The sequence below is a fragment of the Pseudomonas sp. KBW05 genome, assembly GCF_003852405.1.
Taxonomy (GTDB): Bacteria; Pseudomonadota; Gammaproteobacteria; order Pseudomonadales; family Pseudomonadaceae; genus Aquipseudomonas.
On sequence record NZ_QAJM01000050.1, the window covers coordinates 1 to 15,507 of the forward strand.

Annotated in this window: 15 protein-coding genes and 1 pseudogene; 3 read left to right on the plus strand and 13 right to left on the minus strand. The window is 60.8% G+C overall.

Going from position 1 to position 15,507, the window contains the following annotated elements:
* Window positions 1-102: 102 nt before the first annotated feature.
* Window positions 103-546 (minus strand): annotated as a pseudogene (locus tag DBR46_RS28585) (GNAT family N-acetyltransferase); the annotation flags it as partial.
* Between the two features lie 94 nt (window positions 547-640).
* On the opposite strand from DBR46_RS28585, the gene DBR46_RS28590 reads away from it, so the two are divergent.
* On the plus strand, window positions 641-2,227 hold the full coding sequence (locus DBR46_RS28590; RefSeq protein ID WP_124529538.1) for a RimK family protein: 1,587 nt from the start codon (window positions 641-643) through the stop codon (window positions 2,225-2,227).
* A gap of 165 nt (window positions 2,228-2,392) precedes the next feature.
* On the opposite strand, the gene map is transcribed toward DBR46_RS28590, so the two are convergent.
* Together map and DBR46_RS28605 are read right to left on the minus strand one after the other, a co-directional pair.
* Window positions 2,393-3,148 carry a type I methionyl aminopeptidase gene (gene map, locus DBR46_RS28600; RefSeq protein ID WP_124529540.1) on the minus strand — a complete coding sequence of 252 codons (756 nt, stop codon included), beginning with the start codon at window positions 3,146-3,148 and terminating at the stop codon, window positions 2,393-2,395.
* Window positions 3,148-3,348, minus strand: a complete 201-nt coding sequence (locus tag DBR46_RS28605; RefSeq protein ID WP_025855286.1) for a ParD-like family protein — start codon at window positions 3,346-3,348, stop codon at window positions 3,148-3,150. Before DBR46_RS28605 ends, map begins: the two co-directional genes overlap by 1 nt.
* Before the next feature lie 255 nt (window positions 3,349-3,603).
* On the opposite strand from DBR46_RS28605, the gene ilvA reads away from it, so the two are divergent.
* Both ilvA and DBR46_RS28615 read left to right on the plus strand, forming a co-directional pair.
* A complete protein-coding gene (gene ilvA / locus DBR46_RS28610; protein ID WP_124529542.1) occupies window positions 3,604-4,626 on the plus strand; it encodes a threonine ammonia-lyase, biosynthetic in 1,023 nt (340 codons plus the stop codon).
* Between the two features lie 233 nt (window positions 4,627-4,859).
* On the plus strand, window positions 4,860-5,126 hold the full coding sequence (locus tag DBR46_RS28615) for a DUF1652 domain-containing protein (RefSeq protein WP_124529544.1): 267 nt from the start codon (window positions 4,860-4,862) through the stop codon (window positions 5,124-5,126).
* On the opposite strand, the gene DBR46_RS28620 is transcribed toward DBR46_RS28615, so the two are convergent.
* The 10 genes from DBR46_RS28620 to DBR46_RS28665 form a co-directional block, all read right to left on the minus strand.
* On the minus strand, window positions 5,127-5,525 hold the full coding sequence (locus DBR46_RS28620) for a hypothetical protein (RefSeq protein ID WP_124529546.1): 399 nt from the start codon (window positions 5,523-5,525) through the stop codon (window positions 5,127-5,129). It lies immediately after the preceding gene.
* A gap of 81 nt (window positions 5,526-5,606) precedes the next feature.
* Window positions 5,607-5,861, minus strand: a complete 255-nt coding sequence (locus DBR46_RS28625; RefSeq protein ID WP_124529548.1) for a DUF2790 domain-containing protein — start codon at window positions 5,859-5,861, stop codon at window positions 5,607-5,609.
* A 170-nt stretch (window positions 5,862-6,031) separates the two neighbouring features.
* Complete coding sequence (locus tag DBR46_RS28630) at window positions 6,032-6,970, minus strand: carbohydrate kinase (RefSeq protein ID WP_124529550.1); 939 nt, start codon at window positions 6,968-6,970, stop codon at window positions 6,032-6,034.
* Window positions 6,971-6,982: 12 nt separating this feature from the next.
* Complete coding sequence (gene xylB / locus DBR46_RS28635; RefSeq protein ID WP_124529552.1) at window positions 6,983-8,464, minus strand: xylulokinase; 1,482 nt, start codon at window positions 8,462-8,464, stop codon at window positions 6,983-6,985.
* 143 nt (window positions 8,465-8,607) lie between these two features.
* Window positions 8,608-10,083: a mannitol dehydrogenase family protein gene (locus tag DBR46_RS28640; protein WP_124529554.1), complete on the minus strand. Its 1,476-nt coding sequence runs from the start codon at window positions 10,081-10,083 to the stop codon at window positions 8,608-8,610.
* 16 nt (window positions 10,084-10,099) lie between these two features.
* Entirely contained in the window at window positions 10,100-11,203 is a 1,104-nt protein-coding gene (locus DBR46_RS28645) for an ABC transporter ATP-binding protein (RefSeq protein ID WP_124529556.1), read from the minus strand.
* Window positions 11,204-11,225: 22 nt separating this feature from the next.
* Entirely contained in the window at window positions 11,226-12,056 is an 831-nt protein-coding gene (locus DBR46_RS28650) for a carbohydrate ABC transporter permease (RefSeq protein WP_017734518.1), read from the minus strand.
* Between the two features lie 10 nt (window positions 12,057-12,066).
* Window positions 12,067-12,957, minus strand: coding sequence for a carbohydrate ABC transporter permease (locus DBR46_RS28655; RefSeq protein WP_017734519.1), 891 nt, complete (start codon window positions 12,955-12,957; stop codon window positions 12,067-12,069).
* Window positions 12,958-13,109: 152 nt separating this feature from the next.
* Complete coding sequence (locus tag DBR46_RS28660) at window positions 13,110-14,420, minus strand: sugar ABC transporter substrate-binding protein (RefSeq protein WP_124529558.1); 1,311 nt, start codon at window positions 14,418-14,420, stop codon at window positions 13,110-13,112.
* A gap of 160 nt (window positions 14,421-14,580) precedes the next feature.
* Window positions 14,581-15,486, minus strand: coding sequence for an AraC family transcriptional regulator (locus DBR46_RS28665; protein WP_124529560.1), 906 nt, complete (start codon window positions 15,484-15,486; stop codon window positions 14,581-14,583).
* Window positions 15,487-15,507 lie beyond the last annotated feature (21 nt).

A 15,507-nucleotide genomic window follows, 5' to 3' on the forward strand; every position in this document is an offset into this window, starting at 1 on the left:
TAGCGGCCCCAACATCTTGGGAGCGCTGCGCACTCCAGCGGGAGCAAGCTCCCTCGCCACAACAAGCTCCCCTGTCACAGGTTACTGGCGGCTCTTTTCATTGAGGGTTTTTTCCAGGCGCAGGGCGCTGGTGTGGTCTGCGTAGTAGTCGTCGACCTGGGCAAAGCGCCGGTAGCCGTTGCGCTCGTACAAGCCAAGGGCACCGGGGTTGTCGGTGCGCACTTCCAGGCGCAGGTGGGTGCAGCGCTGCGCCACGGCGCAGGCTTCGATGCGGGCCAGCAGTTGCTGGCCCAGGCCCATGCCGCGCGCCTGCCCGGCGACGGCGATGGAGTACAACCGCGCCCGCGTACTCCTGCGGCGTAACAGCAGCAGGGCATAGCCGAGCAGTTGCCCGTCACGCGCCACCACCAGCAATTGGCCGTGGGCGCGGCTGACCATCCAGCGCACACTGCGCGGCGAGAGCCGATCACTGATAAAGCATTGCTGCTCTAGAGCGATTAACGCGGGTATATCCGTGGTGCATGCAACGCGAAAGGAAAGTGCCATATAGCCGCCGTAAAAGTTGCGTAACGAAACGGGACTTCTCTAAAAGATCGTGCTTAATAGAAAAGGTCGAGTTCTCTAAAGCGGATCAAATACTATGTCAGCGGTACAAGGTCATTGGCGTGAAGTATCCGAGCAAAGTGTGGTGGCGACAATAACTTCCAACGGTTATTTTTCCACGACTTCCAAACCGTCCAGTCAAGTAGTGATCATCGTCGAGCGTAAGGAAGATTGGGCCTCCTATTTTCCCAGTGAAGACATCGTCACCGCCCAGGAATACCTGGAGCAAACCCGCGACAGCGACGCCGGCAAGCGCGTGCAGGTGATCAATCTGTGCCGCAGCTACAAGTACCTGGGCCACGGCTACTACTGTTCGCTGCTGGCCGAGGCGCGTGGGCACAAGGTGATTCCCTCGGTGCGCACCATCAGTGAACTGACAAAAAAGTCGTTATATGGGCTGGCCCTGGATAACTTGGACAAGACCCTGGATAAAGCCCTCAGTCATCACCTATACAGCAATACTGAAGGTTTTACCCTGACCCTTTATTTTGGCCGGACCACCATAGAACCATTGCAGGATCTGGCCCGTGAGTTGTTTGAAACCTTTGCCTGCCCGATTCTATTAGTTGAATTCAAGAAACATAACGGCTGGCATATCGAAGGCGTCAAGTGCGGCGCGTTGCATAAGTTGCGCGATGACCAGGAAGACCAATTCGCCCACGCCCTCGACAACTTCAGCCGCAAGATCTGGCGCCAGCCGCGCTCACGCCGGGTGGCGCGTTATGACCTGGCGATCCTCCACGATCCCCTGGAGCAATTGCCGCCGTCCAACCCCAAGGCCCTGGAGCATTTCATTCGCGTGGGCAAGGGCCTGGGCATTGATGTGCAGTTGATCGAGCGCAAGGACTACGCGCGCCTGGCCGAATACGACGCCTTGCTGATCCGCGAGACCACCAGCGTAGACAACCACACCTACCGCTTCGCCAAGAAAGCCGAAAGCGAAGGCCTGGTGGTGATGGACGACCCGGCGTCGATCCTGCGGTGTACCAACAAGGTCTACCTCGCCGACCTGCTCAACAGCCATCAACTCGGCATGCCCGCCACCGAGATCCTCTACAAGGAACGACCGGAAGACTTCGAACGGGTCGGCGAGCGCCTCGGGTTTCCGTTGGTGCTGAAGATCCCTGACGGCTGTTTTTCCAAGGGGGTGATCAAGGTGGAAAGCCAGGAGGCCTTGCTCAAGGCCACCGCCGAGTTGTTCGAGCATTCGGTGCTGTTGCTGGCCCAGGAGTTCTTCTACACCGAGTACGACTGGCGCATCGGCGTGCTTAACCGCAAGCCGATCTTTGCCTGCCAGTACTTCATGTCCAAGGGCCATTGGCAGATCTACAACCACAAGGCCATCGGCCAGGCCATCAACGGTGAGTGCCGCACCCTGGCGGTCCATGAAGCGCCGAAGGCCGTGGTGGAGCTGGCGGTGAAGACCGCCAACCTGATCGGTGACGGCCTCTATGGCGTCGACCTCAAGCAGTCCGGCGACAAGGTGGTGCTGATCGAGGTGAACGACAACCCGAATATGGACGCGGGTATCGAGGATGCGTATTTGCAGGACGACCTGTATGGCCTGGTGTTGGAGGAGTTTGTGCGGCGTTTGGAACTCAAGCGCCAGGGCCAGGGTTGGTAAGACTCTGGAAGTACAACTGTCGGAATGGGCTTGTGTGGGAGCGGGCTTGCTCGCGAATGCGGTGGATCAGCCAATGAGTCTGTTGACTGACACACCGCATTCGCGAGCAAGCCCGCTCCCACACAAGCCTTCTCCCACACAAAAATCCAGTTCCAACAGGGGGATTCAGGGTATGGCTTGCAGCGTCAGCACCTCAAACCCATCCGCCGTCACCGCCACCGTATGCTCCCACTGCGCCGACAAACTGTTGTCCTTGGTCACCACCGTCCAGCCATCCTTGAGGCTGCGCACTTTGGCGCCGCCCTGGTTAAGCATCGGCTCGACGGTAAACACCATTCCTTCACGCAGTTCCAGCCCGGTGCCGGGGCGGCCGAAGTGCAGAATCTGCGGTTCTTCATGCATCTGCCGGCCAATGCCATGGCCGCAGTACTCGCGCACCACGCTGTAGCCGTTGGCCTGGGCGTGGCTCTGGATGGCATGGCCGATGTCGCCCAGGCGGGCGCCGGGCTTGACCTGGCGGATGCCGGCCCACATCGCTTCGAACGTCTGCTCCACCAGGCGCCGGGCCTTGGGCGCCACGCTGCCAATCATGTACATCTTGCTGGAGTCGGCGATGTAGCCGCCTTTTTCCAGGGTGATGTCGATGTTGATGATGTCACCGTCCTGCAATACGTCCTTGGCATTGGGCATGCCATGGCACACCACTTCGTTGATCGAGGTGTTGATCGAGAAGGGGTAGTCGTATTGGCCAAGGCTGGCGGGGCGGGCCTGCAAGTCGTTGCGGATAAACGCTTCGACGGCGCTGTCCAGTTCCAGGGTGGAGCGGCCGGCGGCGACAAAACCGTCGAGCATGGTGAACACCTGGGCCAGCAGGCGCCCGGATTCGCGCATCACGGCCAGTTGGGCGGCGGTCTTGATCATCAGCTGCGCCCCCGGATCAAGTCGGGTTTGTCCAGCAACAGTTTGTTGATCAGCTCGTTGTAGGGCAGGTTCGGATTGAGTTCGGCGAGCAGGCCGATCTTGATCCAGAACTCGGCCTGGGCGTTGATGGAACGGTCCATCGCGGCGCTGGCCAGGCGCAGTTGTTCGTGCAGTTGGTCGGTGATCTTGACGATGCCCATGGGGTTCACTGTGCTGAATGGATATACAAAGCGTATATGCTTCGTATATCGCACGTAAACCTTTTGTTGACTCATCCCGCCGTGCGCGGTTAATTTCAGGGCATGACCTATCCAACGTTCCGTACCCAGCCAAGCATGATTATTACCGCCATTCCTCATTTGGCGGGATAGCGCACGGCTGTACCCAAACCCGCCCTAGAGGCGGGTTTTGTTTTTCCGTCTCCAGTGCCCTTGATACCACGCCAGGAGACACCCATGAGCACCTGCACCGCGCCCCACACCGCCGACCCGGGGCTGCTTGAGCATTACGTGAAAAAAATCCTCGCCGCCCCGGTGTACGACCTGGCGGTGCGCACGCCCTTGCAAGCGGCGCCGGCGTTGTCGGCCTTGCTGGGCAATACCCTGCTGCTTAAGCGTGAAGACCTGCAACCAACGTTTTCCTTCAAGATCCGCGGCGCCTACAACAAGCTGGTGCAACTCAGTGATGCGCAAAAGGCCCGGGGCGTGGTGACGGCCTCGGCGGGCAACCATGCGCAAGGCGTGGCGCTGGCCGCCCTGGAATTGGGGATCAAGGCGCGTATCGTCATGCCCGCCACCACCCCGGAACTGAAGGTGCTGGGCGTGCGCTCGCGGGGTGCCGAAGCGGTGCTGCACGGGGCGAGCTTTCCGTTTGCCCTGGCCCATGCATTGCAACTGGCCGAGGCCTCGGGTTGCACCTTTGTCTCGCCCTTCGATGACCCGGAGGTGATCGCCGGCCAAGGCACCGTGGCCATGGAAATCCTGCGTCAGCAACAAGGCCCGCTGGACGCGATCTTCGTACCGGTGGGCGGCGGCGGGTTGATCGCCGGGATTGCCGCGTACGTCAAATACCTGCGGCCCGAGGTGCGCATCGTCGGCGTCGAGCCCGAAGGTTCCAGTTGCCTGTTGGCGGCCCTGCGTGCCGGTGAACGGGTGGTGTTGCCCAGCGTCGATGGGTTTGCCGATGGCACGGCGGTGGCGCAGGTCGGCGCGTTTGGTTTTGAAATCTGCCGCGACTGGGTGGACGAAGTCATCACCGTCAGCAACGACGAACTGTGCAGCGCGATCAAGCTGATCTACGACGACACCCGTTCTATCACTGAACCTTCCGGGGCCTTGGCGGTGGCAGGCATTCGCAAGTACGTCGCGCGCAACGGTGTCTGTGGGCAGACCCTGGTGGCCATCAATTCCGGGGCGAATATCAACTTCGATAGTTTGCGACATGTTGCCGAAAGAGTGGCTGCGCAAGGTGCCGCTTGACGCGAACTGGCGGGTTAAACGTTTAATCGCCGCGGTTCGGCGATGATTTCAGGGGCGCTGTTGCAGATATATAACGCTGTACGTCGCTTATGAGGAAAGGTTACAACGCCAACGGATTTTGCCGGGTAGGCTGTTGATTGCAAGCGTCTTCCAGGGTTGGCAAGACGTGGCAGGCCAGTGCCTGCCGGATCCATAACAATCGATTGGCAGTCTCAGGAAAGGAGAGGTTGACCATGCTTTCGGAACTGGAATTACGCAGCATTATTGAAACAAGTTTCCTGCCCAAACGGTGCGAATGCACCAAAGCCGAAGACGCTTCGCTGACGATCAAGGTCTTTGACGACCGCGACCGTGACCGGGTGGATTTGGAGGTCAAAGGCATCAACGCCGATAAACTCGACAGCAGCCGCGCCATTTGCAACCTGATCACCGGGTTGCGCGAAGACCTCAAGCACACCCATGTACCCGTCCTGCAAAGAGCGGGCGGGCGTGCCCATTGATCAGGCAGCCGCTTGAGGGGTCAGTACCGAAGTCCTATGGGCCTGGATAAACGCCAGGCCCAGCACGGTTTCCGTGGCCACCGCCAGCAGGATACCGGGGCCGGCGTTGCCACTGATCCACTCGCTCAAACCCAGCGCGGCCAAGGCAAAACACCCGGTGATAAACCCGGTGGTGATGGCGCGGCGTGTGTCCGAGGGCGGTGCATGGCGGGCGCGGTAGAACATGATGCCGAGGGCCAGGAACAGCGCGGCGTTACGCCGGGCCACCAAGCCCGTGGCGCTTGAATATTCCACGCTCCATAGCCACAGCAGCCAGTCGGGTCGCAGGCCCCACGTCAGCGCGAGGGCGAAGCAGAGCAGGGCGGTAAACAGGGCGAGCGTATGAAAGCGCAACGGCATGACGAGTCCTTTCGGCCGGGTGAACAGCGCGCAAGGATAGCCGGTTGTGGGCAATTACGCCGCCCCTTGTCAGCACAGCCTTCAATTCTGCAACGTGCAGGCGTCAGACAACTTCTTGTAGCTCACGTACTGCTCGACGCCGGCCTTGTCGAGGAACTTGATATCGGCCTTGACCACCTTGCATTCAGTGGTCATCGGTTCGTTCATCGAGATGACCTTCTGCACATCCATAGGCATGCCATAGCGATAGGGCACGGGTTGTGAATCGGCTTGGGCCACGCCCGATACGGCGGCGAGTGCCAAGGTAAGACTGATCAGCAGGGCTTTCGTGTTCATGAGGGTTCTCCAACAGAGGTTCGCTGGCCCATCGAGGTGATGGGCGGACGCGCTCACTGTTGTCCCCAGGGATTAACCATTGATTAATTTTGGGCTTCCTGACAGAACCTTCATGTTCAAAAGCGATTACCTACATAATCGCCGAATTTGTCCTACATCTTCACGCAGATTTAATCCAGTTGGTCGCGGTAAGGCAGGTCGGGTCCGGTCTTGCCGCAGGTCATGGCTGCTGCGCGAATGGCAAAGCCCAGCATGCTGTCGATCTGCTCGCGGGACAGCTGTTGCAGACCCTCTACCGAGTCCAGCGCGTGCTCGGTCAGCCAGGCAATCAACGCCGCCTGGAAGGTATCCCCGGCGCCGACCGTATCGGCCATCACCACCTTGACCGCAGGTTGCGACCAGTGGCCATGTTGGCGGCTGAACACGCTGGCGCCGTCGCCACCGCGGGTGAGAAACACCAACTGGCAACGGTGTTGCAGCCAGCCTTGCAAGACGCTTTCCGGGGACTGTTCGGGGTAGAGCAGGTGCAGGTCTTCGTCACTGACCTTGATCATATCGGCATGCTGGACCAGTTCGGCGATGCGTGCACGCCACCGCTGGATATCCGGTTGCGGGTTGAGGCGCACGTTGGGATCGAGACTGATCAGGCGCTTGCCGCTTTCACGCTGGACCAGGCGCAGCAGGGTATCGCCAACCGGCTGCACCACCAGGGAGAACGAGCCGATATGCAGGCCGCGAATCTCATCGCCGAGGGTCGGCAGGTGGCTGATCTCCAGCAGGCGATCCGCGCAGCCTTCACCGCGAAAGTTGTACTGCGGCGAACCATCGCTGCCCACCGCGACCATCGACAGGGTGGTTGGTGCGGCAAATTCCACCAGGAACCGTTCGCTTACGCCTTCATCCCTGAGCACCTGCAACAAACGTCGGCCGAGGAAATCCGTGGACATGCCACCGAATAGCCCCGCCTCGATGCCCAGGCGGCGCAAGCCCACGGCCACGTTGAACGGCGAGCCCCCGGCAATCGCCTTGTAGTTGACCTTGGACGCCTGCCCGCTGGCATCCTCCTCGCTGAAAAAATCAAACAGCGCTTCACCACACACCAGATACATAGTCGTTCGCTCTTAAAGGGTGGCCACGTGCTGTTGATAGCGTTCGTAGGCCTGTTGATAGGCGCTGACACTGGCCGCCACCGGCACGGTGCGGCTGGCCAGGTCGAGGCTCACGCACTTGGTGCACAGGCTGGCCAGGGATTCGCCGGATTGGCTCCACGCGGCCTGGATCGCGGCGCCCAGTGCGGCGGCTTCCGGTTGTTCGGTACAGATCACTTCGGTGTTCATGATGTCGGCGACCATTTGCCGCCACACCGGGCTTTTCGAGCCGCCGCCAATCAAGCGGATGCTCTGGCTTTGCAGGCCGGTCTGGCGCAGCAGGTCAAGGCCATGGCGCAGGCCGAAGGTGGTGCCCTCGACCACGGCACGGCAGAGGTTGGCGCGGGTCAGGTTGGTCATGGTCAGGCCATGCAGGCTGCCGCTGGCGTGGGGCAGGGCGGGCACGCGCTCGCCGTTGAGGAACGGCAGCATGCTTACGCCCTCGGCGCCAATCGGCGCCTCGGCGACCAGGGCGTTGAACGCGGTGAGGTCCAGGTCGAACAGCTCGCGGATCACCCCGGTGGCGTTGGTCAGGTTCATGGTGCAGATCAACGGCAGCCAGCCGCCGCTGGATGAGCAGAATGTCGCCACCGAGGCTTGCGGGCTGACGTTGGCTTGCTCGGCAAACGCATACACGGTGCCCGATGAACCGAGGCTCATGGTGATCACGCCGGGGGCGATATTGCCGGTGCCGATGGCGCCCATCATATTGTCGCCGCCGCCGCTGGCGACGATCGCGTTGGGGTTGATGCCCAGGCGTTCGGCGATGGCCGGCAGGATCGTGCCAACGGCTTGATCAGCCTCGATCAGCTGTGGCAACGCCGCTTCCAGGCGCCCACTGGGTTCGATGTGCTTGAGCAGGTCCACATCCCACGTGCGGCTGCGCACGTTGAAGTAGCCGGTGCCCGACGCATCGCCGTACTCAGCGACGGCACGCCCGGTGAGCCAATAGTTGAGGTAGTCGTGGGGCAGCAGGATATGGGCGATGTGCGCGAACACATCCGGGTGCTGCTCGCGGGTCCACAGCAGCTTGGACACGGTGTAGCCCGGTGCGATCGCCACGCCTAGCCGCTCCAGCGAGCCACTTTCGCCGCCCAGGTGCTGCAGCAGGCGCTCGTTTTCGGCGGTGGTTTCGGTGTCGCACCACAGCTTGGCCGGGCGCAGGACCTGGCCGTTTTCATCGAGCAGCACCAAGCCGTGCTGCTGGCCGGAAACGCCGATGCCGAGGATGTCCTGGCCGTCCACGTCGGCCTGTTGCAAGGCACGGTGAGTGGCTGCGGTGAAGGCGTCGAGCCATTCCTGGGGGTCTTGCTCGCGGCGCCCATTGGCGCCGCTGATTAACGTATGGGCGGCGGCCCCCAGGCCCAGCACCTTGCCGCTGGCGGCGTCGAGGACGATGGCCTTGGTGCCTTGGGTGCCGCAGTCGATGCCGAGGAACAGGTTTTGCTGGGTCATGGTGGGGTGCTCAGCAGTACTATTTTTATGGATTGGTAACCCGATCAAAATGTGGGAGCGGGCTTGCTCGCGAATGCGGTGCATCAGTCACCGATGTATTAACTGGAAGACCGCATTCGCGAGCAAGCCCGCTCCCACATTTTTTAAGCCGGTTTCTTCAGGAGGTTTTGCAGGGTTGTGGTGACGCCATGGTCGCGCAAGCTCACGTAGCACCGCTCGAACGCTGCCACAAACTCAGGCGAGTTGGGAATAGCCTTACCGAAAATCTCCTCCACCCCCAACAGCCGCTGGCTGATCAAGCCATCATCACTCACCAACCCCTGGCAGAACTCTGCACGCGGGTCCGGGATCGTGTAACTCACGCCATTCTCATCCACGCCCTTCAGATACAACGCCCACGCTGCCACCACCAGCGCCGCACGCTCAGTCTCGCGACCATCGGCAATCAAGCGGTTGATGGTCGGCACGGTGAACTTGGGAAACTTCGACGAACCATCGGAACACACGCGCTCCAACTGGTCGGCAATCGCCTGGTTGGAGAAGCGATCCACCAAGGTCTGCTTGTACTGCGCAAGGTCGATGCCGGGCACCGGCGCCAGGTTGGGCGTGACGTCCAGGTCCATGTAGGCGCGCATATAGGCGACGAACACCGGGTCATTCATGGTCTCGTGGACAAACCGATAGCCCTTGAGAAAACCCAGGTACGTGAGGGCCAGGTGGCTGCCATTGAGCAAGCCGATCTTCATCTCCTCGTAGGGCGTGACGTCATTGGTGAACTGCACGCCGACCGTTTCCCAGGCCGGGCGGCCGTTGACGAACTTGTCTTCCAGTACCCACTGCACAAAGGGTTCGCACACCACCGGCCAGGCATCGTCGATGCCGTGATCGTCATGCAATTGCAGGCGGTGGGCGGTGCTGGTCATGGGCGTGATGCGATCGACCATGGCATTCGGGAAGCTCACATTCGCGGCGATCCAGTCATGCAGGTCGGCATTGTGCAGGGCGGCGAACGCAAGCAGTGCCTTGCGCGTGACAGCGCCGTTGTGCGGCAGGTTATCGCAGGACATCACGGTAAACGCCGGGGTGCCGGCGGCGCGGCGTTGGCCCAGGGCCGCGCAGAGAAAGCCGAACACGGTTTTCGGCGCCTTCGGGTGCGCCAGGTCATGTTGGATTTGCGGCAGGTGGGCCATGAACTCGCCGTTGCTGTCGTCGATGCAGTAGCCGCCCTCGGTGATGGTCAGCGAGACGATGCGGATAGCCGGGCTGGCGAGTTTGTCGATCAAGGCCTGGGCGCTGTCTTCGGCCAGCAGCATGTCGCTGATGGAGGCGATCACGCGCACTTCGGTGTCGTCGGTGTCGCCCAGTTCATACAGGGTGAACAGATAGTCCTGACCGGCCAGGTCGTCGCGGGCCTTGCGGTCCTCGCTGCGCAGGCCGACGCCGCAGATGCTCCAGTCCAGGCCCGCGCCGGTGTTCATCAGTGCATCGGTGTAATACGCCTGATGGGCGCGATGGAAACCACCGACGCCGATATGGGCGATGCCCTGCGAGGTCGGCGTGTAAGTCGGTAGCTGTACTTCTGGCGCCAAGCGGGTGAGGTTCTGTTTATTCAGTTTCATCACAACTCTCGCAAAATCAGGCGGCAGCGCGCAGTGGGCGGGCCACGGCGACGCCGTCGGTGTCGAACAGATGGCAGTGCGCCGGGTCGAGGTGCAGGTGCAGGGTTTCGCCGTATTGGCTGGCCATGTCGCCACGGATGCGCATGGTCAGTGGCTCGCCGTTGGCGGTGATGACGTGGCAGAAGGTGTCACTGCCCAGGCGCTCGCCGACGTCGGCGGTGACGGTCAGGGTGGTCTGCCCTGCAGTGGCGATTTCCAGGTGTTCCGGGCGGATGCCCAGGGTTACCGCGCTGCCCACGCTCAGGGTCGCGCCGCTCAACGGCAGGCTGACGGCGGTGCCAGCGTCCAGTTGCACGTCGCAGCCTTGGCTGTCGACACGGGTGACTTTGCCCTTGAGGAAGCCCATCTTCGGCGTGCCGAGAAACCCCGCCACAAACAGATTGGCCGGCTGGTGGTACAGCTCCAGCGGCGAGCCAACCTGTTCGATGCGGCCGCTGTTGAGCACCACCACTTTGTCGGCCAGGGTCATGGCTTCAACCTGATCGTGGGTCACGTAGATCATCGTCGCTTGCAGCTCTTTATGCAGGCGTGCCAGCTCCAGGCGCATCTGCACGCGCAGCGCGGCGTCGAGGTTGGAGAGTGGTTCGTCGAACAGGAAGATCTTCGGGTTGCGCACGATGGCGCGGCCGATTGCGACGCGCTGGCGCTGGCCGCCCGACAGCTGCTTGGGCTTGCGCTCCAGCAACGGGCCCAGCTCCAGGATGCGCGCGGCTTCGCTGACCTTGCTCTCCACCAGCTTCTTGTCCACGCCCGCCAGATCCAGCGCAAACGACATGTTCTTGCGCACGCTCATGTGCGGGTACAAGGCGTAGGTCTGGAACACCATCGCCAGGTCGCGCTTGGCCGGGGTTACTTCGGTGATGTCGCGGCCATCCAGTTCGATGGTGCCTTCGCTGACTTCTTCAAGGCCGGCGATCAAGCGCAGCAGGGTGGATTTACCGCAGCCCGACGGGCCGACAAAGACCACGAATTCCTTGTCATTCACTTCAAGGTCGATGCCCTTGATGATGGAGAAACCTTCGAAGCCTTTTTGCAGATTCTTGATTTTCAGGTTGGCCATGATGGGCCTCCGCTTGGAATTATTATTTAACAGCGCCGAAGGACAAACCGCGCACCAGCTGTTTCTGGCTGACCCAGCCAAAGATCAGGATCGGCGCACAGGCCAGGGTCGATACGGCGGACAATTTGGCCCAGAACAAACCTTCGGGGCTGGAGTAGGAGGCGATCAGCGCGGTCAACGGCGCGGCATTCGATGACGTCAGGTTCAGCGACCAGAACGCCTCGTTCCAGCACAGGATCAGCGACAGCAACACCGTGGATGCCAGGCCACCCTTGGCAATCGGCAGCAGCACGCGGACCATCTCTTGCCACAGGGTGGCGCCATCGAGGCGGGCCGCTTCAAGGATGTCCTTGGGGATGTCCTTGAAGTAGGTGTAAACCATCCACACCACAATCGGCAGGTTGATCAGGGTGTAGATGATGATCAGCGCGATGCGCGTGTCCAGCAGGCCAAAGCTCTTGGCCAACAGGTAGATTGGCATCAATACGCCCACCGGTGGCAGCATCTTGGTCGACAGCATCCACAGGAGCGTGCCCTTGGTGCGCTGGGTTTCGTAGAACGCCATGGAGTAGGCTGCCGGCACCGAGATCAGCAGGCACAGGGCCGTGGCGCTGAAGGAAATCACCACCGAGTTCCAGGCGTAGGCGAAGTAATTGCTGCGCTCGTTGATGTGCAGGTAATTCTCCAGCGTCGGCGTGAAGATGAACTGCGGCGGCGTGGCGAACGCGTCGATTTCAGTCTTGAAGCTGGTCAGCACCATCCAGAAGATCGGGAAGAAGATCAGGATCGCGATGGCCCAGGCCAAGGTGCCAAGCAACAGGCTTTGCAGGCGGCGGGATTGTTGAAGCGTCATGGCGCGGCCCTCAAGGCTTGTCAGTCAGGTTTTTGCCGATCATCCGCACCAGGATGATCGCCGCGATATTGGCGATGACCACGGCAATCAAACCGCCGGCCGAGGCCATGCCCACGTCGAACTGCACCAGCGCCTGGTTGTAGATCAGGTAGGCGAGGTTGGTGGACGCGTAGCCCGGGCCACCGTTGGTGGTGGTGAAGATTTCGGCGAACACCGAGAGCAGGAAGATCGTTTCGATCATCACCACCACGGCAATCGGGCGGGCCAGGTGCGGCAGGGTCAGGTGCCAGAAAATCGCGATGGCGCCGGCACCGTCCAGGCGCGCGGCTTCTTTTTGCTCCTGGTCGAGGGACTGCATGGCGGTCATCAGCAGCAGGATGGCGAACGGCAGCCATTGCCACGAGACAATGATGATGATCGACAGCAACGGGTAGTGCGCGAGCCAGTCCACCGGCTCGGCGCCGAAGAACTTCCACACGGCGGCAAGAATCCCCGACACCGGGTGGAAAATCAGGTTCTTCCAGATCAGCGCACCGACGGTGGGCATGATGAAGAACGGCGAGATCAACAACACCCGCACCAGGCCGCGACCGAAGAACTCACTGGCTTCGAGCAGGGCGCTGATCAACACACCCAGCACCACGCTGATCAGCAGCACGCTGCCCACCAGCAACAGGGTGTTGGTGGCGCCGGGCAAGAAGCCCGAATCGGTGATGAAGTAGGTGAAGTTTTCCAGCCCGACGAATTGGTTTTCACCGGGGTAGAGCAGGTTGTAGCGGATCAGCGAAAAGTACAGGGTCATGCCCAGCGGCACGATCATCCACAGCAGCAGCAGGGCCACCGAGGGGCTGACAAGGAACCAGCCGGGGTTGGCCAGGCGGTTTTTGGCGGGTGTATTCATGGTATTCAAGGCCAGTGCAGAGCAAGAATCGGAGTGCAGTCCCTGTGGGAGCGGGCTTGCTCGCGAATGCGATCTTCCAGTTGATAAAACTGTGACTGATGCACCGCATTCGCGAGCAAGCCCGCTCCCACATTTACAGTGGAAGGCTTACCTTATTTGGGGTAGCCGGCCCGCTTCATTTCCCGCTCGGTAGTGGTCTGCGCGGCGGTCAGTGCAGCGTCCACCGTCTGCTGACCAGTCAGCGCCCCCGAGAAGAACTTGCCGACCTGGGTGCCAATCGCCTGGAACTCAGGAATGGTCACCAACTGGATACCGATATACGGCACCGGCTTGAGCGTCGGCTTGGTCGGGTCCGCAACTTTCAGCGATTCCAGGGTCACCTTGGCAAACGGCGCGGCCTTCATGTACTCATCGCTGTAGGTCGAGGTCCGGGTGCCCGGTGGGACGTTGGCTACGCCATCGGTCTTGGCCACCAAGGCGCCGTATTCCTTGGAAGTCGCCCAGCTGGCGAATACCTTGGCGGCGTCCTTGGCCTTGGAGCTGGTGGGGATCGCCAGGCTCCAGGAGTACAGCCACGAGGTGCCTTTGTCGGTCTTCTCGTGTGGGGCGAAGGTAAAGCCGACGTGGTCCGCCACCTTGCTTTGGGTTTTGTCGGTGACGAACGAGCCGGCCACGCTGGCATCGACCCAGATCGCGCATTTGCCGCTGTTGAACAGCGCGAGGTTTTCGTTGAAGCCGTTGCTGGAGGCGCCCGGCGGGCCGGATTTCTTCATGTTGTCGACGTAGAAGTTCAGCGCGTCTTTCCACTCTGGCCCATTGAATTCCGGCTGCCATTTCTCATCGAACCAGCGCGCACCGTAGCCGTTGGCCAGGGTGGTGATCAGCGCCATGTTCTCGCCCCAACCGGCTTTGCCGCGCAGGCACAGGCCGTATTGCTCTTTGGTCTTGTCGGTGAGTTTGCTGGCGAATTCGCCGATCTGCGTCCAGGTCGGGTGCTCGGGCATGGTCAGCCCGGCGTCCTTGAACAAGTCGGTGCGGTAATAGGTGATCGAGCTTTCGGCGTAGAACGGCAGGGCGTACAGCGAACCTTTGACGGACAAGCCGTCACGTACTGAAGGGAATACGTCGTCGAGATCGTAGGAGGCTGGCAGATCTTTCATCGGCTCCAGCCAGCCCTTGGCGCCCCACAGTGCGGCTTCGTACATGCCGATGGTCAGCACGTCGAACTGCCCGCCCTGGGTGGCGATGTCGGTGGTCAGGCGTTGGCGCAGTACGTTTTCTTCAAGCACCACCCAATTCAGCTTGATCTCCGGATGCTCGGCCTCGAAGGTTTTCGAGAGCTTTTGCATGCGGATCATGTCGCTGTTGTTGACGGTGGCAATGGTCAGGGTTTGCGCGCCAAGGCTGACGGCGCTGAGGGTCATGCAGGTGCAGGCAAGCAGAGCTTTTGCTGTGAACTTCATCGCGCACTCCATTTCCGCGCCCAGGGGGCTACAGAAGGACAGTTATTGTTGTTGTGTCTTCCTACAGGGAGTCAGGAAGAGTGTGCGGTTGATTACAGCCTTGAAATGGGGTTGTGACAAATCCTTGGGAACACTTGGACTGATACTTTTTTGCACTCGGTCAGGCGAGGTTCTGCTCGGTCAACCGCTGCACCGCCAGGCGGCGGTAGTGGGAAGGGGTCATGCCTTTAAGCTGCTGGAAGCGCCGGTTGAAGTTGGAGATGTTGTTGAACCCCGATTCGAAGCACACATCCGTCACCGCCTTGTCGCCGTCCGCGAGCAATTCGCAGGACTTGCTGATGCGCAAGCGATTGACGAACTCGATAAACGTGCGCCCGGTGGCCTGTTTAAACACACGCGAGAAATACGTCGGCTTCATTCCCAGGTATTCCGCCACTTCCTCCAACGGCAATTCCCGCGCGTAGTGGGCAAAAATGTAGTCCACCGCGCGGTTGGTGCGGTCGATGCTGTGCTCGTCGGCTAGCTGAGGCGTAGTCGCTCCCGACAGCAACTGGTAGTCCTCGCAGCTACTGAGCACTTCCAGCAGGATAAAAAAGTGCCCCAGGCGCGCCATGCCCTGGGCATCCTCGATGCGTTGCATCAAGGTCATGGCCTGGGCAATGGTGTGCTTGCAGCGAAATTCGATGCCGTACTGCGCGCGCTCCAGCAGCGGCCCCAGGCTTTTCAGTTCGGCGAAGATATGGCTGCCGCTTTCCAACAGGTCATCGGTGAAGTTCACCAGCATGTCGCGCTTGGGCACCACTTCGTCTTCTTCGACCTGGCTGATCCAGTTGTGGGGCAGGTTGGGGCCGGTGAGGAACAGGCTTTGCGGGTAGAAGTTGCCGATGTAGTCGCCGATAAACACCTTGCCGGAGCTGGCGACGATCAGGTGCAGCTCGTATTCCTTGTGAAAATGCCAGCGCACCAGCGGGCAGGGGAAGCCGTGTTGGCGATAGATGATGGACAGACCGTTGTGATCGTCCATCAACTCGTAGGAAGGGTCGGTGATGCGCGTTGCTCGGGTCATGCTGCCGTCGCTTTATTGTTG